Below are 24,775 nucleotides of genomic sequence, written 5' to 3' on the forward strand. Positions count from 1 at the left end.
TGTTCGTCCGTTCTTCGCGCAAGCGCTCATCGTGTTCGTCCGTTCTTCGCGCAAGCGCTCATCACCGCACCACCCGGAACGGTCCACGAGCCCCCGCCACAGGTCCGGAGTCACCTTCGACGGTGTCGCACATGATCGGGCGCAGCGCGGCGGTCAACCGCTGATAGTCGGCAAAGGTCTGCTCGTACACGGCGATCCGTTTCGGGTCGGGTTCCAGTGGCCGCACGCGCGGCGCGAACAGCCGCGAACCGGCGGCCAGGCTGGGAACGATCCCGGCGGCGGTCGCCGCGATCACGGCGCAGGCCCGCAGGGTCAGGTTCTCGCCGATCACCAACTCGGCGGGCCGTCCGAGTACGTCGGTCGTGACCTGCTGCCACAACGGGTTCCGTTCGATTCCACCGGAGAACACCAGGCGCGTACACGGCACACCGGATCGTTCGAACGAGTCGATGACGCTGCGGGTCCCGCAGGCGACTGCTTCGACCATCGCCCGGTACAGTTCGGCCTTCGTGGTGCCGAGAGTCAGCCCGACCACCGCTCCACGCAGCCGTGCTTCGCGGTGCGGTGTGCGGTTGCCCATGAAGTAGTCCAAGGCCCGCAGACCGTGCGACGCCGGGTCGACGGCGGTGGCTTGGTCGATCAGCGCCGGCAGTTCGTCACGCGGTACCCCCATGATGGATTCGCCGGTCCATTTCAGTACCGAACCGCTGGTCACCTGCCCGCCCTCGACCAGCCACTTGTTGTGGGTCAACGCATTCGGGTACGGCCCCCACACCTCGTTGGAGGTGGTCGGCGTGTCCACCTCGGTGACGACGGCAGACGACGTGCCGGACACGATCGACACCAGCCCGTCCGTTCTGCCTCCGCAGGCCAGTAGGGACACGTGTGCGTCGATGCCGCCCACCGCTACGACCGGTCTGTGCTCGATGCCGAGATCGGCTGCGGCGCCGTCGGTGAGGGTGCCGGCCACACCTCCGACGGCGACGATCTCGTCCGGCAGTTTGGCGATGAGATCGTCCATGCCCAGTGCGGCATACAGTTCGGTGGGGAAGCGGCCGACGAGGGCGTCGTAGTTGTACTTGCAGACCGCGTTCATCTGCGATCCGACCCATCGTCCGGTCAGCCGGAATGTGAGGTAGTCGACGGCTTCGACGATCCGTGCGGCCGACCGGTACGCGTCGGGGTCATGTTTCTTGAGCCACATTGCCTTTGGCAGTAGCCATTCGGCGGCATCGGATCCTCCGGACCAGTCGAGGATCGGATGTTGCGGACTCAGCTGCGCGGTGCGCTCCGATTCCGCGGCGCCGCGACCGTCCATCCACAAGATCGCCGGGCGCAACGGCGTACCCGCCGCATCGACCACCGCCACCGTCGAGGCCGTGGTCGACGCAGCGATCGAGATGACCCGCCCGGCCGCCCGGCACGGTTCGCTGTCGAGCAACTGACGAGTCGCGGCGCTGATCGCGGCCCACCAGTCCCGCGGGTCCTGCTCGGCCCACCCGGGCCTCGGGTGGTGCGTCGAGTACGGCCGATGGGCGGTGCCCAGCGCGGTGCCGTCCTCGGTGAAGGCACCGATGCGGGCGCCTTCGGTGCCGAGGTCGATCGTCAGGAGGATTCCCATGGTTCAGTCCTTGTTGGGCAGGAACAGCACCTTGGACGAGAAGATCGCCCGGTCCCCGAGCTGCTGCATCATCCCGGGCAGGTCCGACAGCGGCAGTTCATGAGTGATCATGAACTCCCACTTGAGTTTTCCTTCGGCCATCATCGCAGCGGCGGTGCGCCACTCATCGCCGGGGAACGGCGCCGAGAACGAATTCCACGACCCGTGCAGGCTGGTCTCCAGCCGCATGAACTTGTTGAAGGTGTCCTTGTCCAATGTCACCGGCGCGTGCGGGATGCCCACGAAGACCGCGTGTCCGTGCGGGCCGGTCAGGTTCGCCGCCATATCGGCGGTGGCCGGCACCCCGGCCGATTCCAGGACGATGTCGAAACCTCGTCCACCGAGGGCGCGGGCTTCCTCGACGCCCTGTACCGCATGAGTGGCTCCGGCCTCGCGGGCCATCGCGGCCTTCTCCTCGCTGAGGTCGACGGCCACGATCTGACCGGCGCCGTGCAGCTTGGCCCATTGCACGGCGAACAGCCCGATCGGCCCGGCACCGATGACCAGGACGCGGTGTCCGGCCCGCAGGTTGGTCTTCCACAGCCCGTGCAGGGCGATCGCGGCCGGGTCCAGCATGGCGGCGGCGCGGGGGTCGATGCCCGCGGGCAGCTTCAGCAGGTTGCCCGCCGGGCTGACCACGTACTGCGCGTAGGCGCCGTCGGACCTGCTGCCGAAGTAGTCGTAGTTCTCGCAGAGTCCGAACGCGCCCTTGGCGCAGAATTCGCAGCTGCGGCAGGGGATCAGCGGTGGCACCGATACCAGTTCGCCCACGTCGAACCCGTCGACACCGTCGCCGAGTTCGGTGACCCAGCCGGAGAACTCGTGCCCGCAGATGATGGGCATGACGTATCCGCCGTTGCGCAGCATCCGCGGGATGTCGGAGCCACACACTCCGCATGCGGCCACCTTGAGAAGCACTTCGCCCGGTCCCGGTTTGGGTACCGGTGCCTGTTCGACCCGGATGTCCCCGGGGGCGTACATCACCGCCGCGGTCATCGTCGCGGGCGGGGTCGGTGGTACCGACAGACTCACCGGGGCAGGTGCCTGGGTTGTCATTGACCGTGTCTCCTCGTGTGTTGGGCTATTTGCCGGCGGCGAAGGTTGATTCGCCTTCCAGAGCTTGCGCGTTGGACTTGTTCACCAGATCCGTTCCGGCGTCGACGAATTCCGGCACCGACTCGCCTCTGGCGACCTTGACCGCGGTCTCCATGGCCAGCCGGCCCTCGGCGTTGGGGTCGTTGAGCGCGGTGGCGATGTACTGGTCGCCGTCGGCGATGGCACGAACCGCCTCCATCAGGCCGTCGACTCCGAAGACCTTGATGTCGGCGCGGTGGTTCTCGGCGAGAACCTGTAGGGCGCCCAGCGCCATGTCGTCGTTCTGGGCGTAGACGGCCTTCAGATCTGGGTTGGCCTGCAGCAGGTCCTGCATGGCGGTGACCGCCTTCGACCTGGTGTAGTCGCAGTACGGCCCGTCCACGACGGTGATGCTGGGTTGGGTCGACACCCCGGCCAGGAATCCGTCCCGGCGATCGCGGGCCACCGCTCCACCCGCGTCGCCCTGGATCTGGATGATCTTGCCGCCGGACGGCCCGAGGGCGTCGGCGGCCGCCTTACCGACCAGCTCGCCCATGGCCTTGTTGTCGCGCCCGACGAATGACGCGGCGCCCTTTTCGACCGGGCGATCGACGGTGATCACCTTGACACCCGCGGCCTGCGCGGCGGCGAGGGACGGCGTCACGCCCTTCGGGTCGACCGGGTTGATCACCAGCACGTTGACCCCGCGGGTGATCAGATCCTGGACATCGTTGTTCTGCTTGGTGACGTCGCCGTTGGCGTCGGCGTGGAAGAACTCGTTGCCCTGCGCCTCGGCTTCGGCCTTCGCGGAATCGGTGAGCGCGACGTAGAACGGGCTCTGTTGGGTTGCCTGGCTGAAACCGATCTTCACCGGCCCGTCGGCCACCGTCTTCGTGCTCTCGGCGCCATTGTCGCCCGGCACGGAGCATGCTGCGGAGAGGGCTACTGCCATTGCGGCTCCGAGCGCGATCTTCGAAGCTCTGGTGAATCTCACTGTTCCTCCTCGGTGTGCGCGCCGGTAGTCGGAGTGGGGCCGCGCATGACGACCATCACGTTAGGAATGGACATGTGAGCGAGTCAACATATGCGCATAACTTTGCTCATATGAGCACACGGGTGTGCGGGCCCGGCCGTCGGTTCGGGCTCAGCTGGCCCTGCAACTCGTCGGTGTCACGCCGATACTGGACGCATGGCGGAATCTAGCGAGACCACACTTGACCCGATCGGCGCAGTTCAGCGCACGTCAGTGGGACGCGAGGCCACCGAGCCGATGCGAGAGGACATCCGGCTGCTCGGTGCCATTCTCGGCGACACCGTGCGCGAGCAGAACGGGGATGAGGTCTTCGATCTGGTCGAGCGAGCCCGGGTGGAGTCCTTCCGCGTCCGTCGTTCGGAGATCGATCGCGCCGAGCTCGCCGAACTGTTCTCGGGCATCGACGCCCGCCGGGCCATTCCGGTCATCCGTGCCTTCACGCACTTCGCCCTGCTGGCCAACGTCGCCGAGGACATCCACCGCGAGCGCCGCCGCGCGGTGCACGAGGCAGCAGGCGAGCCGCCACAGGACAGCAGCCTGGCCGCCACTTACCGGAAGCTGGACCAGGCGACCTCCGCCGGGGAATTACCCGCGGCCGCCGTCGCCGACGTGCTGAGTGGTGCACTCGTCGCACCGGTGATCACGGCCCATCCCACCGAAACCCGGCGCCGCACCGTCTTTGACACCCAGCACCGCGTCACCGACCTGATGCGGCTGCGGCTGCACGGACAGACCCGCACACCCGACGGCCGCGACATCGAGGTCGAACTGCGCCGCCACATTCTCACGCTGTGGCAGACCGCGCTGGTGCGGCTGTCGCGGCTGAAGATCTCCGACGAGATCGAAACCGGGCTGCGGTACTACCCGGCGGCGTTCTTCGAGGTGATCCCGCAGGTCAACGCCGAGGTGCGCACGGCGTTGCGGGAGCGCTGGCCCGGCGCGCATCTGCTGGAGCAGCCAATCCTGCGGCCGGGCAGCTGGATCGGCGGTGACCGCGACGGAAATCCCAATGTCGACGCGGGCGTCGTGCGGCTGGCCACCGGGCGAGCCGCCTACATGGCCTTCGAGCACTACTTCACCGAGATCACCGCACTGGAAGAAGAGCTGTCCATGTCGGCCCGTTTGGTCACCGTCAGCGACGGGCTGGCCTCGCTGGCCGACGCTTGCCACGAGCCGGCGCGTGCCGACGAACCGTACCGGCGTGCGCTGCGGGTGATCCATGCCCGACTGACCGCCGCCGGCCGCGAAATCCTCGATGAGCAACCGGAACACGAGCTCGACCTCGGTCTCCAGGCGTATCCCACACCGGAGGAATTCCTGGCGGATCTCGACACCGTGGACGCTTCGTTGCGTGCCAACGGCAGTGCGGTGGTGGCTGACGATCGATTGTCCAGGTTGCGGGAAGCCGTGCGGGTCTTCGGGTTTCATCTGTGCGGCCTGGACATGCGGCAGAATTCCGAGGTGCACGAGCAGGTGGTGGCCGAGCTGCTGGCCTGGGCCGGGGTGCATCCCGACTACGCGTCGCTGCCCGAATCGCAGCGGGTGGAACTGCTCGCGGGCGAGATCTCCACGCGCCGTCCCCTGATCGGCGAAGGCGCCGAGCTGTCGGAGCTGGCGCGTAAAGAACTCGACATCGTCGGCGCCGCGGCGCGGGCCGTCGCCGTCTTCGGACCGCAGGCCGTGCCCAACTACATCATCTCGATGTGTCAGTCGGTTTCGGACCTGCTCGAGGCAGCGGTCCTGCTCAAAGAGGCCGGGCTGCTCGATGTTTCGGGTGCGGCTCATGGCGAGGTGTACGCGCCCGTCGGCATCGTGCCGCTGTTCGAAACCATCGACGATCTACAGCGAGGCTCGTCGATCCTGCAGGAGGCGCTGGCCCTGCCGGTGTACCGCAGCATCGTCAACGCACGCGGACAGCACCAAGAAGTGATGCTGGGTTACTCGGACTCCAACAAGGACGGCGGCTACCTGGCGGCGAACTGGGCCCTGTACCGGGCCGAACTGGATCTCGTCGAGGCAGCGCGCAAGACCGGCATCCGGTTGCGGCTGTTCCACGGCCGGGGCGGCACAGTGGGCCGCGGCGGCGGCCCGAGCTACGACGCGATCCTGGCGCAGCCCCCCGGTGCGGTGAAAGGGTCGTTGCGCATCACCGAACAGGGCGAGGTCATCGCGGCAAAATACGCCGAACCACGGATCGCGCACCGCAACCTGGAGACCCTGTTGGCCGCGACACTGGAATCCACTTTGCTCGACGTCGAGGGCCTGGGCGACGAAGCCGAGCCGGCCTACCAGGTGCTCGATGAACTGGCCGCCCTGGCGCAACAGGCATATGCCGAATTAGTCCACGAGACACCGGGATTCGTCGACTATTTCAAGGCGTCGACACCGGTCGGTGAGATCGGCGCGCTCAACATCGGCAGCCGTCCCAGCTCACGCAAACCGACCACCTCGATCGCCGACCTGCGGGCGATCCCATGGGTGCTGGCCTGGAGTCAGTCCCGCGTGATGCTGCCCGGCTGGTACGGCACCGGCACGGCGTTCGAACAATGGATCGGCGACGACGAAACCCGGGTCGCGGTGCTGCAGGACCTCTATGAGCGTTGGCCGTTCTTCCGCACGGTGCTGTCGAACATGGCTCAGGTGCTGGCGAAGTCGGACATGGGGCTGGCGGCCCGGTATTCCGAGCTGGTCGACGACGAAGAGCTGCGCACCAGGGTGTTCGACAAGATCGTCGCCGAGCACGAGCGCACGATTGCGATGTACAAGCTCATCACCGGTCATGACGACCTGCTCGCCGACAACCCGGCGCTGGCCCGCTCGGTGTTCAACCGGTTTCCATACCTCGAACCGCTCAATCACCTGCAGGTCGAGTTGCTGCGCCAGTACCGGGCCGGGGATACCGACGAACGGGTGCAGCGCGGCATCCTGCTCACCATGAGCGGTCTGGCGACCGCGCTGCGCAACAGCGGGTAGTTGTGGCTAGCTCACGAGAACATCGGCGAGCCGCAGCGAGACGGTAGCCCGGCGGTCGGCGTAAGCCCTCGCAGCGCGCTGGATTTCGGCCGTCTGCTCCGTTCTGATGCGTTGGTAACGCCGCAGCGCCTGGGTGAGGTCGCCGTCGCGCGCGGTGCCGATCTGGGCGGCCAACTCGGCGGCATCTTGGATGGCCTGGTTGGCGCCCTGGCCGCCGAACGGTGTCATCGGGTGGGCTGCGTCCCCGAGTAGTGCGACCCGTGCACTGGTCCACCGGTCGATCGGCTCTCGGTCGTACACCGGGTGCATGTAGACCGGACTCGTCGCGGCGCGCAGCATCCGCCCGACCGCTGGATCGAACTCGTCGAACTGACGGGCCAACGCCTGTAGATCGGCCTGGGCCGACCACAGATGCAGCGGCGGCTCGTCGACCCCGAGGGTGGCGTCCACGGCCACCTGCCGGCCGGCCCGCACCGGCATGGAGATGACATGTTTGGCGTAGTCCGCGGAATGCCAGGACCTCAGCCGGTCGTTGGAGATGTCGAGGCATTCGGCGGGGCTGACGGCGCGGAAGATCACCGAGCCGCAGTAGTGAATGTCGTCGTCGCCGAACATCTTCCGCACTCGTGACCGCAGGCCGTCGGCTGCGATCACCAACCCGGCCCGGGCTGTCTCACCGTTGGTGAAGCTCAGCTCGACGTGATCTTCGCGCTCGGCGATACCGGCGAGTTCATGCCGCAGCCGCACCTGTTCGTATCCCACGGCCGAGACCAGCAGGCTGTGCAGGTCGGCACGGTGCACTGTGCGCGGGGACACCTCGGCGTCGGCGTAGCCGAACCGGCCATGTTCGGCACCGGCCTCCGGCGTGGCTGCGTAGTCGGTGATCTTCTCCAGTCGCCCCTGCTGATCGCGGTTCTCGAAGAACCGTGTGGCCGAAGATATTTCGTTGAACATACCGAGGATGTTCCACCGGTCCAGGAGTCGCAGCGTCTGCGGCGAGACCCCCAGCGGACCGCCGACCTCGCCGAGCTTGCGGGTCTTGTCGAAGACGACGGGACGATGGCCGTGATGCTGTAGCGCGACGGCGGCGGCCAGGCCGCCCAGGCCGGCGCCGACGATGGCGATATCCATGAGAGTTCCTTCAGGTTCAGGGGATTCGAGCCAGGGCTTCGGCGTCGAGGTGGACCCCGGACACCGCACCCGGGCGGAAGCTGGTGACAGTGCGGACATTGCACAGCGGCAGCCAGAGGCCATCGGCGAGGATTCGACGCTGGACTGCCTGCACGAGCTCCCTGCGCGAGTCCGGAGTATCGCAGGTGAGTTGGGCATCGAGCAGTATGTCGAGATCGTCTGGACTGGTGCGGCGGTTCATGTTCCGGTGCGCCACAGCGAATTGGTAGCGCAACAGATCGGGGTCGCTGCCGGTGAAATAGAAGAACCGGAAGTCGTAATCTCCGGACTCCTGGCGATTGCGTAGTGCCGGGAAGCCGATATCGGCAAGCTTGAGCTCAATGCCGTGTTGCTTCCACTGTGCGGCCACCGCGCTGAGAAGTGTGGTGTCGACGGGGGAGAACGTGCTGTTGAACACCACTTCGAACGAAAGCTGCTGAGCACCGGCGGCATCGAGCAGCCGATGGGCGGTCTGCGGATCGTAGGCCAGCTCGGCGGAGAAGTCGCGATAGCCGTCGGTCGTCGGGGAGAGCACCGACGACGCGACGGTGTACCCATGGTCATCCAGGACCGGCGACAGGGCACGGCGATCGATCAGCAGCGTCAGTGCGCGGCGCACCCTGGGGTCGGCCAGTGGACCGCGCGAAGCATTGGGACACAATCCGTAACTGATGCCCGGGTTGTGGATCTCGGCGATGTGGTAGCCGTCGATGATGCCCGCGTACAGGTCGCCGGTGTCGGCCTCGCGGAACATCAGCCGGTGGGATCCGTCGGTCACGCCACCGGCGACTGGGCGCCATCGCCCGGTACCCAGCCCCGACCCACTGCTGATCGCCAGGTTCACGCCGGCCAGCGACCGGAGGAACGCCGCATTGTGTCGCGTGAAGTGAAACGTCACGCTGTCGTCGCCGGTCTCGGTGCGTTCGAGTCCGGTGAGCATCGTGACCGCGGCGGGAAGCGGTGAAACCTGTTCCATGGCAATGATCTCGGAGAAGCTCTGAGCGACGGCCGCAGGTGTGAGCGGTGCGCCGTCGGAGAAACGCCGATCCGACCGGATCGTCAGGTCCAGCGTCAGCGCGTCGCGGTAGTGCCACGAGGTGGCCAGCCACGGCAGCAGTTTCCCGCTGTCAGGGTCGATGTCGAGCAGGCTTTCGTAGATCATGCGGCAGTACGTTTTCGAGATGCTGTTGTAGGCCAGTCGAGGATCGTCGGTGAGCTGGTGCGTCGGCCAGCCGAATGTGAGGTCGCCCTTCATAGCACCCGCACCAATTGTGTTGCCTGCCATGCCGCGCGGGCGGCCAGAATGGCGATCAGCCCGGCCACCGTCACCAGCACCGCTGCGCCGCCGAACAGTGCGGTGCCCAGGTGATCGATCATCGTCGCTCCGGTGGCCACCCCGATCCCGGCACCCAACGCCCGAAGGTAGTGGTACAGGCTGGAATCGAACGGGATGTCCGTCGAATTGGTCAGCACGTTGTTGGCCAACGAACTCCACAGGAATCCCATCGCGGCGCCCATCAGCGCCGCACTCACCAGTACCAGCTGAGTGGACAGGCTCAGACCGGCCACGATCAGGAAGGCCGAACCGATGCACACCAGGCGGGTGCTCTTCCGATTGTCCCCGGGCCTGCCGAATTTGAGCATCGGGATCAGGCCGGCGACGAATGCCATCGGCAACAGGAACAGTGCCGAGCCATACGAATTCAGGCCCCGAACTTGTTGCAGCACAAACACCGCCGATAACGTGAACACGTTCGTCGCGATGCCGGCCACGAATACCACGACCAGACTTCCCGACAGCACGCGCGATTGCGACCGGCTGCGCAGAACGAGCAACCCCATTCCCAACATCGTTGCCACTACGAGCAGGGCGACCTTGGTGTGCAGGGCGGTGGCCGAACCGATCGCCAGGAAGATCGCCAGCTGCACCGCCGCGAGCCCGACGACCGGGACTGCCAGCCGGCTTGTCGTGGCGCTCTCGGCGTCGGGCGACCCGGGGTTTGGCGGTGCCGGCGCCAGCAGCACCATCGCCACGAGCGTTGTCACCACCGTCTCGTAGGGAAACGAACGCCAGCCCCACAGCTCGTTGAGCAGCGCGGTGATCAGTGGTGAGCACAGGGCTGATGCCGACACCACCAGCCCCCACGCTCCCAGCACGGCCGAATGGTGGTCAGGATAGAACTGCGCGCGGACGATCCGGAGTATCTGGGGTGCCAGCACAGCCGAGGCGATGCCCTGCAGGAACCGCAACCCGATGAGAACCCAGAATTCGGAGCTGAGAGCTGAGGCGACGCCGAGAACGGCCAGCACCGCCGAACTGGCGAAGAAGGCGGCAGTCGGAGAGCAACGATGCGAGAGCAGGCCGGCGGGCAGCAACGCCAGGCAGAATCCGGCCAGGAATGCCACCCCGATGTAGGCAGCCAGTGAGAACGGGATGCCGAAGTGGTCGGCGATCGCCGAGTTCAACAGCACGGCCGACGACGAGTTGGAGTAGAGGGTGTATTCGGTCAGGTAGAGCGACGCCGCAACGGCGTAAAGGGACGGCTTCATGACGCCTCGAAGCTGATAGCAGGATCAAATGGGCAGCGGGAGCTAACCCGAGATCCTCTTCAGCGGCGCCAGGCGGGCCCGGTTCCAGATCGACGCCAGAAAGCTCGGTGCCAACGACGCGGCAACGCGCACGGGATGTGCGTCTGCGCTGTCGAATCCGGCACCCATGGCAACCACTGTAACGGAGGCGGCGAGCGTCCCGTTTGCTAGAGGGCGTTCCTAGAGGGTGGTCCGGGCGCGTATCGCCTTGACCACGCCGCGTATCGCGTTCTCGGTGGCGGCCAGGGGCGACATCACCGCCTCACCGATGCCGACGATCACTTCGACGCGATCCACGATCGACTCCAGCCGTTCGACGACGCCGATGAGACGCGGTGCGAGCTCGTCGATGCGGGTGATCGTGTCGTTGAACCGGTCCAGGGTGGCATCGAGGCCGCCGGTCGACTTGTTGAGGTCGACCAGCGTGGTGCTCAGATCGGTGAGCAGGGTATCGACCTGCTCCACCGTCATGTCGGCGTTGAGTGCGGCCTGCGTCAGAGTCCGGATTCTCTGTCGTCCGGAATTGGGGCGTGCCCGGCCGTCCCCTTTGTCTGCCATGCCGAACAGTATGGCGGGGGAGGGAACCAAACGCGGGCGAACCGCGTCTGAATGGCTGTGCGGCAATTCTGCGAACACCGGGCCCGGTCGGCTGATGCCGCTGACCGGGTCACATCCAACCATCAGGTGGCTGACTACCTGGCCGGTTACGCCGAGGCCCTGGCAGACGCGACGACGGACCGGTGCCATGGCGTCACCGACGACTAGTCCACATCGAGACTGAAGCTACGGACAACACCGGCGCTGATTCTGTCCCTCAGTGCAATCTCGGACAGTGCAATCTCGGAGCGGCAGGCACCCTTTGGTGTTCGCGAGTCGTAACGCCGGGCTCAGAGCTTGCCGGCGGCGGCCTCATCGAGTAGCCACACGGTCTTTTCCTTGCCGATCGCACCGGCGGCGGGGACGTCGACGGGATCGGCACCGCCGATCGCAGCGGCAACCGCATCGGCCTTGGCCTCACCGGAGACCACCAGCCACACCTCGCGGGAACGTTGAATCGCGGGCAGGGTCAGGCTGATCCGGCGTGGCGGCGGCTTGGGGGAGTCGGTCACCGCGACCACCAGCCGGGTGTCTTCGCGTACCGCCGGGGTGTCGGGGAACAACGAATTGATGTGTCCTTCCCCACCCATACCCAGCAGGTGCACATCGAACTGCGCGGGCAGCTGCTGCTCGTATGCGGCGGCGGCGTCTGCGATGGCGTCACCGAACTCGCCGTCGCTGGTGGCCATCCGGTGCACGTTCGCCGGCGGGATGTTGATGCTCTCCAGCAGCGCATCATGGGCCTGCTGGTCGTTGCGTTCAGCATCGCCCTGCGGCACGTAGCGCTCGTCGCCCCAGTACAGCTGCACGTTCGACCATTCGATCTCGGCACCGGCCACATGGCGCAGCAACGCGATCCCGACGGTGCCGCCGGTGAGGACGATGTCGGCCGAGCCGCGAGTGGAGATCGCCGAGGTGATCGCTCCGATCAGCCTGGCACCTGCGGCGGCCGCCAATGCCTCTGCGTCGGCGTAGGTCTCGATGATGCGCTCAGACATATGTCACCTTGTCGATGCCCGTGAGTGCGTCGTAGTAGATTTCGTCGGCATCGAGCCGGCGTAGATCTTCGGCCAAGCACTCCTTGGCCTCCCGGCGGGCCAGCGGCACCAACGCATCCGGTTTGCCGGTCCGGCTCAGCACGGCTGTGACCCCGGTCTGCGGACGCGCCAGGGTGACCGTTTCGCTGGGTCTGGTCAGCTCGACCTTCAACTCGCCGGTTGTCCGGGTCACCGGTCCGTCGATCAGATTGGCCAACCAGCCGGCAAGAATGTCAAGCGCGGGTTCGTCTTTGAGCCCGGACACGAGCGCGGAGGTGATGGGTTCGTGCGGCGGCTGATCGATCGCCGCGGCCAGCAGTGCACGCCAGTAGGTGACGCGGCTCCAGGCCAGGTCGGTGTCACCGGCGGTATAGCTGTTGAGCCTGCTCTTGATGCAGGCGAGCGGATCAGCGCCGTTGGTGGCGTCGGTGATCCGGCGAATCGCCAACTTGCCCAAAGGATCCTGTGCGGGGACGGCAGGCGCCAGATCAGGCCACCAGGTCACGACCGGGGTATCGGGCAGCAGGAACGGTGTCACCACGCTGCTGGCGTGGTTGGCCAGCGGACCGGACAATCGCAGCACCACGACCTCGTTGGCGCCGGCGTCGCGGCCCACCCGCAGCTGGGCATCCAGCCGGGCCTCGGTGGACAACCGGTCCCCGGGAATGACCACGATCACGCGACACGGATGCTCGCGGCTGGCCGCGTTGGCCGCCTCGATGGACTCCTCGAGCAACGCCTCCGTATCGGGAGCGATGACCAGCGTCAGTACCCGACCGAGGGTGATCGCACCGCCCTCCTCACGCAGGGCGACGATCTTCTTGTTGATGGCCCCGGTATTGGTGTCGGGCAGATCGACGATCATTGGCCGACTCCTTCTGTGATCACGGCTCGACTCACGGCCGCCTCCATTCCCGGCCCGACCGGCGCAGCATCTCGAACGCCGAATCGGGGCCCCACGTTCCGGACTCGTACGGATCGGGCTTACCGTGCGTAGCCCAGTACTCCAGCGCGGGATCCAGGATCTTCCAGCACAATTCGACTTCGGCGTTCACCGGGAACAGCGATGGCTCGCCCAGCAGCACGTCGAGGATCAGGCGTTCGTAGGCCTCGGGTGACTCCTCGGCGAAGGCCGAGCCGTAGGAGAAGTCCATGCTGACATCGCGGACCTCCATGATGTGGCCCGGGACCTTGGACCCGAACCGCAGGGTGATGCCTTCGTCCGGTTGGACCCGGATGACGAGTGCGTTCTGGCCGAGCTCATCGGTCATCGTGGCGTCGAAGGGCAGGTGCGGTGCGCGCTTGAACAACAGCGCGATCTCGGTGACCCTGCGGCCCAAGCGTTTTCCGGTGCGCAGATAGAACGGCACGCCTGCCCAGCGGCGGGTGTCCACGTCCAGCGTGATGGCGGCGAACGTCTCGGTGGTCGACGTCTTCGAGAAGCCTTCCTCGTCCAGCAGCCCGACGACTTTTTCACCGCCCTGCCAGCCGGCGACGTACTGTCCCCGGGACGTGGTCTCGTCCAGCGGCTCGGCGAGGCGAGTCGCCGAAAGTACCTTGATCTTCTCGGCCTGCAGCTCTGCGGGGGAGAAACTCACCGGCTCTTCCATGGCGGTCAGGGCCAGTAGTTGCAGCAGGTGGTTCTGGATGACGTCTCGGGCGGCACCGACGCCGTCGTAGTAGCCGCCGCGGCCACCGAGCCCGATGTCCTCGGCCATGGTGATCTGGACGCTGTCGACATAGTGCGAGTTCAGCACCGGCTCGAACATCTCGTTGGCGAAGCGCAGTGCCAGCAGGTTCTGAACCGTCTCCTTGCCCAGGTAGTGGTCGATGCGGAACACCGACGACTCCGGGAACACGCTGTTGACCACAGCGTTGAGTTCCTCGGCACTCTTGAGGTCGTGACCGAACGGCTTCTCGATCACCACCCGGCTCCAGCTGCCCTCCGGCTTGTCGGCCAGGCCCGATTTCGACAGTTGCTCGCAGACCTGGGGGAACGCCTTCGGCGGGATGGACAGGTAGAACGCGTGATTGCCACTGGTGCCGCGCTCGACATCCAGTTTGTGCAGCGTGTCCTTGAGGCGTTCGAACGAGGCGTCGTCGTCGAAAGTGCCCTGCACGAACCGGAATCCCTCGGCCAGCCGGTCCCAGACCTCCTGGCGGAAAGGTGTGCGGGCGTGTTCTTTGACCGCGTCGAAGACGATCTTGCCGAAATCTTCGTCCGCCCAATCGCGGCGGGCGAAGCCCACCAGCGCGAAGCTCGGTGGCAGCAATCCGCGGTTGGCCAGGTCGTAGATGGCCGGCATCAGCTTCTTGCGGGCCAGGTCACCGGTCACGCCGAAGATCACCACCGCACACGGACCCGCGATGCGGGGCATGCGCTTGTCGCGCTTGTCCCGCAGCGGGTTACGCCAGGCAGCCTCCGACCTGTCGTTGAGCGGGCTCATCGCGCGCTGGCGTCGAGTTGACCCTGCGTCGCGTCGAGAAGCTCCTGCCAGGACTTCTCGAACTTGTCCACACCTTCGTCCTCGAGCACCTTGAACACGTCGGGAAGGTCGACGCCGACGGCTGCCAGCTTGTCGAACGTGTCCTGGGAGGCCGCCGCGGTCCCGGTGATGGTGTCGCCGGCGATCTTTCCGTGATCGGCGACCGCCTCCAGCGTCTTCTCCGGCAAGGTGTTCACCGTGTGCGGGGCGACCAGCTCGGTGACGTACATCGTGTCCGAATAGTCCGGGTTCTTGACGCCGGTGGAGGCCCACAGCACGCGCTGCACGCGGGCGCCGGAACCCTTGAGCGCGGCGAAGCGCTCACCGCCGAAGACTTCCTCGTAGGCCGCGTAGGCCAGTCGCGAGTTGGCCACACCGGCTTTGCCGCGCAGGGCCAGCGCGGCATCGGAGCCGATCTTCTCCAGCCGCTTGTCGATCTCGGTGTCGACCCGGGACACGAAGAACGATGCGACAGAATGGATCTTGGACAGATCGTGGCCGGCTTCCTTGGCTGCCTCCAGGCCCGCCAGGTAGGCGTCCATGACAGCGCGGTGTCGCTCGACCGAGAAGATCAGCGTGACGTTGACCGAGATGCCTTCGGCGATCACCGAGGTGATCGCCGGCAGCCCGGCCAGCGTCGCGGGAATCTTGATCAGCAGGTTGGGCCGGTCGACGATCTTCCACAGCTCGATGGCCTGCAGGATCGTCTTGTCGGTGTCGTGGGCCAGCCGCGGGTCGACCTCGATGGACACCCGGCCGTCGACGCCGTCGGAGGCCTCGTACTGCTTGGCCAGGACATCGCAGGCGTTGCGGACGTCGTCGGTGGTGACGGTGCGGATGGTGGCGTCGACGTCGGCGCCCCGCTCGGCGAGTTCCTTGACCTGGGCGTCGTAGGCGGTGCCCTTCGACAGCGCGGCCTGGAAGATCGACGGGTTGGTGGTCACACCCACGACGCTGCGGGTGTCAATCAGGTTCTGCAGATTGCCGGTCTGCAGCCGCTCGCGCGAAAGATCGTCGAGCCAGACGGATACACCTGCGGCGCTCAGCGCCGCGAGATTCGGGTTCTGAGTCATGTTCGCCTTCTCCTGCTGGCGTCTACTAGTTGTCTAGGGAGCGTTCCGCAGCTGCAGCCACAGCCTCGGGGGTGAAACCGAACTCACGGAACAGCGTCTTGTCGTCGGCGGAGGCGCCGTAGTGCTCGATCGAAACGATCTCGCCGGTGTCTCCGACCAGCTTGTACCAACTCTGCGCCACCGCGGCCTCGACCGCCACCCGTGCCGAAACCGCCGGGGGCAGCACCGAATCGCGGTACTCCTTGGGCTGCGATTCGAACCATTCGACACATGGCATCGACACCACGCTGGCGTTGATCTCCTTGTCCGCCAACAGCTTCTGCGCTGCGACGGCGAGCTGGAGTTCGGAACCCGTGGCGATGATCACCACGTCGGGGTTCTCGTCCGGGGTGCCGCCCAGTACATAGCCACCGCGGGCCACGCCTTCGGCGCTGGTGCCCTCGATCACCGGGACACCCTGACGGGTCAGGATCAATCCCACCGGGCCGGTGCTGGCGGTGCGCTCCAGCACGGTCTTCCACGCGTAGGCGGTCTCGTTCGGGTCGCCCGGGCGCACGACCGAGAGGTTCGGGATCGCGCGCAGCGCCGCGAGGTGCTCGATCGGCTGGTGCGTCGGGCCATCTTCGCCGAGGCCGATCGAGTCATGCGTCCAGACGTAGATCGGATCGATGTTCATCAGAGAAGCCAAACGCACAGCCGGGCGCATGTAATCCGAGAACTGCAGGAACGTTCCGCCGTAGGGCCGCGTCGGGCCGTGCAGCACGATGCCGGACAGGATCGCGCCCATCGCATGCTCACGGATGCCGAAGTGCAGCGTGCGGCCGTACCAGGTCGCGTTCCAGTCTTCGGTCGAGATCGACGGCGGCCCAAAGGAGTTCGCGCCCTTGATGGTGGTGTTGTTGCTGCCGGCCAGGTCGGCCGAACCACCCCAGAGCTCGGGCAGGGTCTGACCGACGGCGGCCAGCACCGCCCCGGAGGCGGCCCGGGTGGCCACCGGCTTGGAATCGAGTTCCCAATGCGGCAGGTCGGCGTCCCAGCCCTCGGGAAGCTTGCCCGCCTGCAGCCGGTCCAGGAGCTCCTTGCGCTCGGGCTCGCGCTCGGCCCAAGCGTCGAAGGCCACCTGCCAGTCGGCGTGCGCCTTCTTGCCGCGGTTCACCAGTTCGCGGGTGTGGGCGATGACGTCGTCACGCACCTCGAAGCTCTTGTCGGGGTCGAATCCCAGGATCTTCTTGGTGGCCGCCACCTCGTCGGCGCCCAGCGCGGAACCGTGCACGCCGCCGGTGTTCATCTTGGTGGGCGCGGGGTAGCCGATGATCGTGCGCAGCGCGATGAACGACGGCTTGTCCGTGACCTTTTTGGCGGCTGCGATGGCTTCTTCTATACCGACGACGTTCTCGCCGCCCTCGACTTCCTGGACGTGCCAGCCGTAGGCGCGGTAGCGCGCGGGGACATCCTCGCTCAGCGCGATGTCGGTGTCGTGTTCGATCGAGATCTTGTTGTCGTCCCAGAACACGATGAGATTGCCGAGCTGCTGGGTGCCCGCGAGCGACGACGCTTCGCTGGTGACACCTTCTTCCATGTCACCGTCAGAGGCCACCACGTAGATGTAGTGATCGAACGGGCTCTCACCCGGCGCGGCGTCCGGATCGAACAACCCGCGCTCGTAGCGAGCCGCCATCGCCATGCCGACCGCGGAGGCCAGACCCTGGCCGAGCGGGCCGGTGGTGATCTCCACGCCCTTGGTGTGGTGGTACTCGGGATGGCCCGGGGTCAGCGAGCCCCAGGTACGCAGGGCCTCGATGTCGGCCAGCTCCAGCCCGAACCCGCCGAGGTAGAGCTGCAGGTAGAGCGTGAGGCTGGAGTGCCCGCAGGACAGCACGAAGCGGTCCCGGCCGATCCATTTGGTGTCGCTGGGATCGTGGCGCAGCTGCCGCTGGAACAGCGTGTAGGCGAGGGGAGCCAGGCTCATCGCTGTTCCCGGGTGGCCGTTGCCGACCTTCTGCACCGCGTCAGCCGCGAGCACCCGGACGGTGTCGACGGCAACGCTGTCGAGTTCGGTCCAGTCATCTGGGTGGTTGGGCTGGGTGAGAGCGGTGATCTCTTCGGCGGTGGTCACTAAGCTCACTTCCTCGTCTTCTGTCTGCCGGCATGTGCGCGCAGTTGCCATGCTGCTACGACAAACACCCTAGTGGGGCGGACTCATCCGATGCAGACTGGTTCTCGCACCGATACCCGGTCGTTTACCCGCAGTTGCCCCGGAACAGACCCTGCGGTGCTGAGGTATCTGAGCGGCGGTCTACCATCGTGTGTAGTAGAAGCCGCGTGACGCCACCCGAGGAGTTATTTGCGTGAGCATTCGCGAGCGCCGGCTCATCAACGGGGCGCCGAGCCGCATACGAACCACCTTTCTGTCGTATTTGGCCTTGACCAAGCCGCGCGTGATCGAGTTGTTGCTGGTCACCACCATTCCGGCGATGCTGCTGGCGCACCGCGGCACCATTGACCCGCTGCTGATCCTCAACACCCTGATCGGCGGCGGGCTGGCTGCGGCCGGCGCCAACACGCTCAACTGTGTGGCCGACGCCGATATCGACAAGGTGATGAAGCGGACCGCGCGGCGCCCGCTGGCCAAGGACTCGGTACCGACGCGGCACGCGCTGATCTTCGGTCTGGTGCTCTCGGTCACCTCGTTCTGCTGGCTCTGGTGGACCTCGAACCTGCTGTCCGGGTTGCTGGCCGTGGCGACGATCGCGTTCTACGTCTTCGTCTACACGTTGCTGCTCAAACGCCGCACCTCGCAGAACGTGGTGTGGGGTGGGGCGGCCGGCTGCATGCCGGTGATGATCGGCTGGTCCGCGGTGACCGGCACCATCCAGTGGCCGGCCCTGGTGATGTTCCTCATCATCTTCTTCTGGACGCCGCCGCACACCTGGGCGCTGGCGATGCGCTACAAGGACGACTACAAGGCGGCCGGTGTGCCGATGCTGCCGGCCGTGGCCACCGAGCGCGAGGTCACCCGCCAGATCTTGATCTACACGTGGCTGACGGTGCTCACCACGCTGCTGCTGGCCCTGGCCACCGGATGGCTCTACGGCGCTGTCGCTCTGCTGGCCGGTGCGTGGTTCCTGGTGATGGCCCACCAGCTGTACTCCGGGGTGAAGCGCGGGGAACCGGTCAAGCCGCTGCGGCTGTTCCTTCAGTCGAACAACTATCTGGCCGTGGTGTTCTGCGCGCTGGCCATCGACTCCGCACTGGCGCTCCCGACGATCTTCGGTCGCTAGGCCGCGCGAACCTGGCGCGCCAACATCGTTGGTGTGGCAGCGTCGTGGACATGACCGTGTTGGTGAGCCCCGACAATTTCGCGCGTGCCGAGTCCGACCTGTATTTCGCCAATGCCGTCAAGGATGGCGGATTCGGACAGTTCTTCCACAACCGCGAGCTGACCCCGATCGATCACCAGCTCGTCATCCGGCAGAACCGGGACACGCTCTATTCCGCGGCGGTGTTCGATCTCGACGGCGGGCCCGTCACCATCACGCTGCCAGACAGCGCCGACCGGTTCATGTCGTTGCAGGTGATCAGCGAAGACCACTACACGACCAACGTCGCCTACGGGCCGGCCGAGGTGACGTTCAGCCGTGATTCGGTGGATACCCGCTATGCGATAGCAGCGGTGCGCACTCTGGTCGATCCGGGCGACGCGGCCGATCTGGCCGCCGTGCATGCGCTGCAGGATGCGATCGGCGTCTCACAGGCGGATCGGGGATTCTTCGAAATCCCGCAGTGGGATCCGGTCAGCCAGAAGACGGTTCGTGATGCGCTCATCACCCTGTCCACCACGCTGGCCGACTCGGACGCGATGTTCGGAGCCAAGTACGACGTGGACCCCGTACGCCACCTGATCGGCTCGGCATTCGCCTGGGGTGGCAATCCGGCACGCGACGCGTTGTACCTGACTGTGGTGCCGGCGCGCAACGACGGCACCACGGTGCACCGCCTGCGGGTGAAAGATGTCCCGGTGGACGGATTCTGGTCGGTGACGGTCTACAACAAGGACGGCTATTTCACCGCGAACCCGCAGAACGCCTACTCGCTGAACAACGTCACCGCCGCCAAGGATCCCGACGGCGCCACCACCGTGCAGTTCGGCGGGAGCGGCGCCGCCAATCTGCTGCCCGTCACCGAGGGCTGGAATTACCTCGTGCGTCTCTATCGCCCGCGCCCAGAGATCCTCGACGGTTCGTGGACGTTCCCCGAGGCGGAGCCGGTCTAGGCGCCCCACGTTTGGCCCCGCACCGACGTATTCGGCCCCCGCGCCGACGTCGACTTCTACGCTCGGGCTGTTGATCGGCCGTCGGCGCAGCCCCGAGGTGGAAATCGGCGTGGGCGCGGCGGAAAGCTCAGGGCACCAGCACGACCGAGCCGACCGTCTTTCGGCCCTGCAGGTCGGTGTGGGCCTGGCCTGCCTCGGCCAGCGGGTAGCGGCCACCGACGGTGATGGTGATCGACCCGTCGGCGATCGCGTTGATCAATTCACCTGCACGCCACGAGAACTCGTCGGCCGTGCGGGTGTGGTGGGCGAGCGTCGGCCGGGTCAGGAACACCGAGCCCGCCGCGTTGAGCCGTTGCGGGTCCACCGGCGGCACCGGTCCGCTGGCCGCGCCGAACAGGGCCAGGGTGCCGCGCACCGCGAGGCTGGCCAGGCTGGCGTCGAACGTCGATGCGCCGACGCCGTCGTATACCGCCGCCACGCCCGCCCCGCCGGTGAGATCGCGGATCTTGTCGCCGAACTCGGCCGGATCTTCGGGGTAGTCGAGCACCTCCACCGCTCCCGCCTGTCGCGACAGTTCGGCCTTCTCCGGCGTCGAGGCGGTGGTGATCACCCGGGTGCCGATGCTGGTGGCCCACTGGGTGAGGATCAGGCCGACACCGCCGGCGCCGGCATGCACCAGCACGGTGTCGCTCGGCTGCACGGCATAGGTGGACTTGATCAGATAGTGCGCGGTCATGCCCTTCAGCAGTGCGGACGCGACGGCGTCGGGAGCCACGCCGTCGGGCACGTAGGCGACGAAGTCGGCTGGGGCAACACAGAAGTCGGCGTAGGCGCCGGTGGCGTTCGCGGTCACCACGCGATCGCCGACGGCCAGTGCGGCCACGTCGTCACCGATGGCGGCGACGGTGCCACAGACCTCGGACCCGACGATGAACGGCAGCTCGCGCGGATACAGGCCGGACCGGAAGTATGTGTCGATGAAGTTGACGCCGATGGCCTCGGCCTTGATCAGTACCTCGCCGGGTCCAGGGGAGGGCTCGGGGCGTTCGACGTAGCTCAGAACTTCGGGTCCGCCGGTCTCGGCAACTTCGATGGCATACACGCCATCCATCATCCACACCTATCATCGCGGGGGTGAAGCTCGCCCGTCCGGATGTGTTCCATCCCCGCATCGTGTTGGCCGGTTGCGCGGCATTGCCCGACGGTGACGGCGACGACGCCGGCCTGCTCACGGCGCTGCGCAACCGCGGACTGCACGCCCGTTGGCTGCCCTGGGACGACCCGGAAACCCTCGCCGCCGACGTGGTGATCCTGAGGGCCACCTGGGACTACACCGAGCGTCTCGATGAGTTCCTGAGCTGGACGCGGTCGGTGCGCCACCTGATCAACCCGGCCCAGATCGTGGAGTGGAACACCGACAAGCGCTACCTCCACGATCTGCACCGCCTGGGCGTGCCCGTGGTCCCGACCGGTTACTTCCCGGTCGGCGAGCCGGTCGTCGTACCCGACGGTGAAGTGGTGGTGAAACCCGCGGTGGGGGCCGGCTCGAACGGAGCGCAGCGGTTCGTCGACGACTCGGAGGCCCTGGCCCACGCGGCGGCCTTGCATGCCGACGGGCGCGCCGTGCTGGTGCAGCCGTACGACGCTCGGATCGCCGATGGTGAGACGGCGCTGGTGTTCCTCGGCGGCAAGGAATCCCACGCATTCAACAAGGGGCCGATCCTGCCCCCGCCGGGCCAGTCGCCCGAGTTCGACGAGACGGGCACCTACGCACAGGAGTCGTTGGCCCCGATCGAACCGGAGGACGAGGTGTGGCGGGTCGGGCGCCTGGCGGTCGAGGCGGTGACCCGGCTGTTCGACATCGCTGCCGAGGAATTGGTGTATGCCCGGGTCGATGTGATCGGCGGCCCGGAGGATCCTCGTCTGCTCGAGCTCGAACTGATCGAACCCGGACTGGGATTCCGGCAGCTGGATCAGAACGCGAGAGGGGATGCCGAGCGGCAGTTCGCCGTCGGTGTGGAAGACACACTGGAGCGGTTCGGGCTGGGACCGCTGTCGCACAAGGGTTTCTGAGGGGCGGCAGCCAGGCCGAAATTGCCGGACCCCTGTCGGTGCTGCGCTTTCCGTCGCCCCTTCAATATGCGGGTGAATCGATGATTCAGCTAGATGCCGGTGACGAAACTGCGTACCCGTTGTCCGATCCGAGCTATCAAGGTGTGAGGCTGGAGCTGTTGCTCAAGGCGGAAGAGATAGCCGACGGGGGACTCGTAGTATGCCTTCAAGGTCTCGCGGCGCTGAGCGCGAAGCGCAGGGACAAGACTCAACACAGCGGCGGCTCCATAAGTGACTGGATCGTCAACCGGAATCCCGCTCAATGCGTTGGGCATCGTTATCGACGTTGCTAGTGCAGTTTCAACGGTGTCAACTCCATGGCCGCGTAACGCTCGCTTCAGTTCGCCAACCATTGGCTTGATCTCGTGTTCGTATGCCATCTCAAGATGGGCCCGCACAGCACGCGGGTCAGCTTCGGCTTCGTTCAGGTCGGACAGCCGTTGATTGGCGAATGCCTTCATGAACTCCTGGAGCTTGAACAGTTCGGGGCCGAACTCATTTCTGATCGCGGCGATCTTGTCCACAGTCAATGACGTTGGGTCCTTCGGCACGATTGCCCGAATGGCCAGTAGTGCGAGTGTGGCGGGCACCTCCGGGTCCACAGGCGAACTGTCGGATTCGTCGCTGTCACACAGGGACTGCGCGCGATGGCGGCGCAGTAGCGCTCGACTTCCCAACAGTGCCGCTGCGACCCTGTCTTGCCCCCAGCCGAGTGCGGCTACATGGTCGACGGTTTCTGCGGTCGCAGGGGTAAACCTGTTGACCACGGCGACCTCCTCGGCAAGCGCTGCCATGTAGACAGCCGCCAGTCGGGAGTGCATTCCGATCCACTTTTTATCAGGCAGGTCGTGCGCTTGCGCGAGATGCTCTTCTTGCAGTTGTTCGGCAATTGTTTCCGTCAGTTTCGCCATATTGACGTATGCGAGATGCGGATTTCGGAACTGGGCATGGCCCGCGGTTATCGGATCAACCGGCCACGTATCCGCATTTCTAACGTCATAGTGCTTGCGTAACTCCTGCGCGTGGTTTGCCAGCAATTGTGCAAACGTGTCACTGACTGGATAGGTCGCTTCGGTGGGGTGAATGTTCACGACGTAGTTTAATTTGTCGATCAGTTCGCGCGTCGTCGACGAGTCGTTCGCAACTGCCATTGAATTTGGGTCAGTCGAGTAGCTTGGGGGGACGATCCTGGCCATCCGATCCCAATACAGAGCCGATAGTTTCAGCCACTCGTTGTCTTTGAAATGTATGAAGGGGTGGTAGAGACCGATTGTGGACACTGATCCGCCTTTCCGCTTGCCTGTGTGCTCCCGATGGGCAGATCATGTCGGTTCTGCTGTCGGTGTGACCGGGGCGCATCGGGACGTTTATCCGCGAACCTGCCGCGGTCCCCTTCGTCCGCCGCCCGAGGAGTGCTGTTCTGCGACTTTGGCGAGACTGCAAGCGGGTCACTGGTCGCCGGCGTCAGTTCAGCGTCCAGGCGCGACCTCACACGAACTAAACCTGATTGAGCGACGCGCGGGGCGCACGCTATGAAGCAGGTCTGGGGTGTCGCCGGGGCACTCGACCGCATGAACCGATTCTCGCGCCCTCGACTCCTCTTGAAATGAGTAGCGCGCTACTCGAAGATTGCCCTCCGAGACTGTCGAACCCAGGATGGACTCCTGGTCAAGCTGCCGCTAGAGCGGCTAATGCCGTCGGGGATCCTCCGCGGCAGGGGGCCATCGACCCTGAGACATGCCTCAAGCTTCAGGTACAACACCCGAAACAATTGTCAGGCTTGACCTAACCGCTGGCCAGGATCCTCTCGCGCATCGACGCCCACAGTGCCGCGGTGGCGGCCGTACAGGTGGCGGCGCCGGCGACGTGTACAGCGACCAGAACGGCGGGAACGCCGGTGTAGAACTGCACGATGCCGATGAGGCCCTGAGCGCACACCAGCGCCACCAGGACGCCGAGCCGAACCATGACGGGGCGGGGAGCCCGCACCGCGGCGAGCCCGAAACCGAGCGCGACGATCAGTGACAGGTAGGCGACCAGTAGCGACGAGTGCATGTGTACCAGCGTCGTGATCTCCACCTGCAGGCGCGGCACCACGCGGTCGAGGCTCTTGTCTCCGGCGTGCGGGCCGGCACCGGTCACCAGCGTGCCCGTCACCAGGACCGCTGCCAGAATGACGGCGCTCAGGACGGTCAACTGCCGCAACGGTTTCGGTGCGGTCGCCGTCGGTGCGCCGGTGTCGGGCTGACCGATCTTGACGAAGAGCAGAACGGCGAGCCACACCATCACCATGGAGGCGAGCAGATGGATCGACACGGTCCACCACAGCAGGCCGGTCCGCACCGTGATGCCGCCGATGATCGCCTGGACGACGGTGGACGCAGGCATGAGCCAGGCATAGACCAGCACCTCGCGGCGCCGGCGGGCCCTGGTCACGGCCACGACAGCGGCGATCGCGGTCAGTACCACGAGGAAGGTGATCATCCGGTTGCCGAACTCGACCACCTGGTGCACGACGGCGACTTCGGCATGTGGGACGGGCGTGAAGCTGCCGGGGAAGCACTGGGGCCAGGTGGGGCACCCCAGCCCGGATGCGGTGACCCGGACGATCGCCCCGGTGACGGAAATACCGCCCTGGGTGAGGATCACCAGGAACGCGATCAGGCGCTGAATCCGCAGGCTCGGCATGGGCAGCAGA

The 24,775-nt window shown here is 66.1% G+C and carries 21 protein-coding genes; 5 read left to right on the plus strand and 16 right to left on the minus strand.

Going from position 1 to position 24,775, the window contains the following annotated elements; all coding sequences use genetic code 11:
• Positions 1-61: 61 nt before the first annotated feature.
• The 3 genes from H977_RS0109025 to H977_RS32790 are packed head-to-tail and all read right to left on the minus strand — an operon-like array spanning position 62 to position 3,728.
• Positions 62-1,621, minus strand: coding sequence for an FGGY-family carbohydrate kinase (locus H977_RS0109025; RefSeq protein ID WP_029107555.1), 1,560 nt, complete (start codon positions 1,619-1,621; stop codon positions 62-64).
• 3 nt (positions 1,622-1,624) lie between these two features.
• Entirely contained in the window at positions 1,625-2,716 is a 1,092-nt protein-coding gene (locus H977_RS0109030; protein WP_036475494.1) for a galactitol-1-phosphate 5-dehydrogenase, read from the minus strand.
• Between the two features lie 25 nt (positions 2,717-2,741).
• Positions 2,742-3,728 (minus strand): substrate-binding domain-containing protein, encoded by a 987-nt coding sequence (locus H977_RS32790; RefSeq protein WP_036475496.1) that lies wholly within the window; start codon positions 3,726-3,728, stop codon positions 2,742-2,744.
• Between the two features lie 195 nt (positions 3,729-3,923).
• On the opposite strand from H977_RS32790, the gene ppc reads away from it, so the two are divergent.
• A complete protein-coding gene (gene ppc / locus H977_RS0109040) occupies positions 3,924-6,740 on the plus strand; it encodes a phosphoenolpyruvate carboxylase (RefSeq protein WP_029107557.1) in 2,817 nt (938 codons plus the stop codon).
• Between the two features lie 6 nt (positions 6,741-6,746).
• Here ppc and H977_RS0109045 read toward each other — a convergent pair whose 3' ends face one another.
• The 5 genes from H977_RS0109045 to H977_RS0109065 are packed head-to-tail and all read right to left on the minus strand — an operon-like array spanning position 6,747 to position 11,057.
• The gene (locus H977_RS0109045) at positions 6,747-7,871 is read right to left on the minus strand and encodes an FAD-dependent monooxygenase (protein WP_029107558.1); all 1,125 of its coding nucleotides are present in this window, start codon (positions 7,869-7,871) and stop codon (positions 6,747-6,749) included.
• A gap of 16 nt (positions 7,872-7,887) precedes the next feature.
• Positions 7,888-9,165, minus strand: coding sequence for an ABC transporter substrate-binding protein (locus H977_RS0109050; protein WP_029107559.1), 1,278 nt, complete (start codon positions 9,163-9,165; stop codon positions 7,888-7,890).
• A complete protein-coding gene (locus H977_RS0109055) occupies positions 9,162-10,460 on the minus strand; it encodes an MFS transporter (protein ID WP_029107560.1) in 1,299 nt (432 codons plus the stop codon). The genes H977_RS0109050 and H977_RS0109055 overlap by 4 nt, the downstream gene beginning before the upstream one ends.
• 42 nt (positions 10,461-10,502) lie before the next feature.
• Entirely contained in the window at positions 10,503-10,628 is a 126-nt protein-coding gene (locus H977_RS36035; protein ID WP_286162632.1) for a hypothetical protein, read from the minus strand.
• A 51-nt stretch (positions 10,629-10,679) separates the two neighbouring features.
• Positions 10,680-11,057 carry a hypothetical protein gene (locus tag H977_RS0109065; protein WP_029107561.1) on the minus strand — a complete coding sequence of 126 codons (378 nt, stop codon included), beginning with the start codon at positions 11,055-11,057 and terminating at the stop codon, positions 10,680-10,682.
• Positions 11,058-11,108: 51 nt separating this feature from the next.
• Between H977_RS0109065 and H977_RS35210 the strand changes: the two genes are divergently transcribed.
• Entirely contained in the window at positions 11,109-11,264 is a 156-nt protein-coding gene (locus H977_RS35210; RefSeq protein WP_155946569.1) for a hypothetical protein, read from the plus strand.
• A gap of 122 nt (positions 11,265-11,386) precedes the next feature.
• Here H977_RS35210 and pgl read toward each other — a convergent pair whose 3' ends face one another.
• The 5 genes from pgl to tkt are packed head-to-tail and all read right to left on the minus strand — an operon-like array spanning position 11,387 to position 17,808.
• Complete coding sequence (pgl, locus tag H977_RS0109075; RefSeq protein WP_029107562.1) at positions 11,387-12,094, minus strand: 6-phosphogluconolactonase; 708 nt, start codon at positions 12,092-12,094, stop codon at positions 11,387-11,389.
• Positions 12,087-12,998 (minus strand): glucose-6-phosphate dehydrogenase assembly protein OpcA, encoded by a 912-nt coding sequence (gene opcA, locus H977_RS0109080; protein WP_029107563.1) that lies wholly within the window; start codon positions 12,996-12,998, stop codon positions 12,087-12,089. Before opcA ends, pgl begins: the two co-directional genes overlap by 8 nt.
• A 31-nt stretch (positions 12,999-13,029) precedes the next feature.
• A complete protein-coding gene (gene zwf / locus H977_RS0109085; protein ID WP_029107564.1) occupies positions 13,030-14,580 on the minus strand; it encodes a glucose-6-phosphate dehydrogenase in 1,551 nt (516 codons plus the stop codon).
• Positions 14,577-15,692 (minus strand): transaldolase, encoded by a 1,116-nt coding sequence (gene tal, locus H977_RS0109090; RefSeq protein ID WP_029107565.1) that lies wholly within the window; start codon positions 15,690-15,692, stop codon positions 14,577-14,579. Before tal ends, zwf begins: the two co-directional genes overlap by 4 nt.
• Positions 15,693-15,717: 25 nt before the next feature.
• Positions 15,718-17,808: a transketolase gene (gene tkt, locus H977_RS0109095; RefSeq protein WP_029107566.1), complete on the minus strand. Its 2,091-nt coding sequence runs from the start codon at positions 17,806-17,808 to the stop codon at positions 15,718-15,720.
• A gap of 232 nt (positions 17,809-18,040) precedes the next feature.
• Here tkt and H977_RS0109100 point away from each other — a divergent pair, with 232 nt between their 5' ends.
• Both H977_RS0109100 and H977_RS0109105 read left to right on the plus strand, forming a co-directional pair.
• A complete protein-coding gene (locus tag H977_RS0109100; protein WP_029107567.1) occupies positions 18,041-18,973 on the plus strand; it encodes a heme o synthase in 933 nt (310 codons plus the stop codon).
• Positions 18,974-19,035: 62 nt separating this feature from the next.
• Positions 19,036-19,965 (plus strand): DUF1254 domain-containing protein, encoded by a 930-nt coding sequence (locus H977_RS0109105; RefSeq protein ID WP_029107568.1) that lies wholly within the window; start codon positions 19,036-19,038, stop codon positions 19,963-19,965.
• A 127-nt stretch (positions 19,966-20,092) separates the two neighbouring features.
• Here the strand turns inward: H977_RS0109105 and H977_RS0109110 are convergent, their stop codons facing one another.
• On the minus strand, positions 20,093-21,067 hold the full coding sequence (locus H977_RS0109110) for a quinone oxidoreductase family protein (RefSeq protein ID WP_029107569.1): 975 nt from the start codon (positions 21,065-21,067) through the stop codon (positions 20,093-20,095).
• Positions 21,068-21,099: 32 nt separating this feature from the next.
• Here H977_RS0109110 and H977_RS0109115 point away from each other — a divergent pair, with 32 nt between their 5' ends.
• Positions 21,100-22,038, plus strand: a complete 939-nt coding sequence (locus H977_RS0109115; protein ID WP_029107570.1) for an ATP-grasp domain-containing protein — start codon at positions 21,100-21,102, stop codon at positions 22,036-22,038.
• An 89-nt stretch (positions 22,039-22,127) separates the two neighbouring features.
• Here H977_RS0109115 and H977_RS0109120 read toward each other — a convergent pair whose 3' ends face one another.
• Positions 22,128-23,357, minus strand: a complete 1,230-nt coding sequence (locus tag H977_RS0109120; RefSeq protein WP_196808194.1) for a DUF6236 family protein — start codon at positions 23,355-23,357, stop codon at positions 22,128-22,130.
• A 505-nt stretch (positions 23,358-23,862) separates the two neighbouring features.
• Positions 23,863-24,765 (minus strand): COX15/CtaA family protein, encoded by a 903-nt coding sequence (locus H977_RS0109125; RefSeq protein WP_196808202.1) that lies wholly within the window; start codon positions 24,763-24,765, stop codon positions 23,863-23,865.
• Positions 24,766-24,775: the final 10 nt, after the last annotated feature.

Origin of the sequence: Mycobacterium sp. URHD0025 (genome assembly GCF_000426065.1) — a bacterium.
GTDB lineage: Bacteria > Actinomycetota > Actinomycetes > Mycobacteriales > Mycobacteriaceae > Mycobacterium.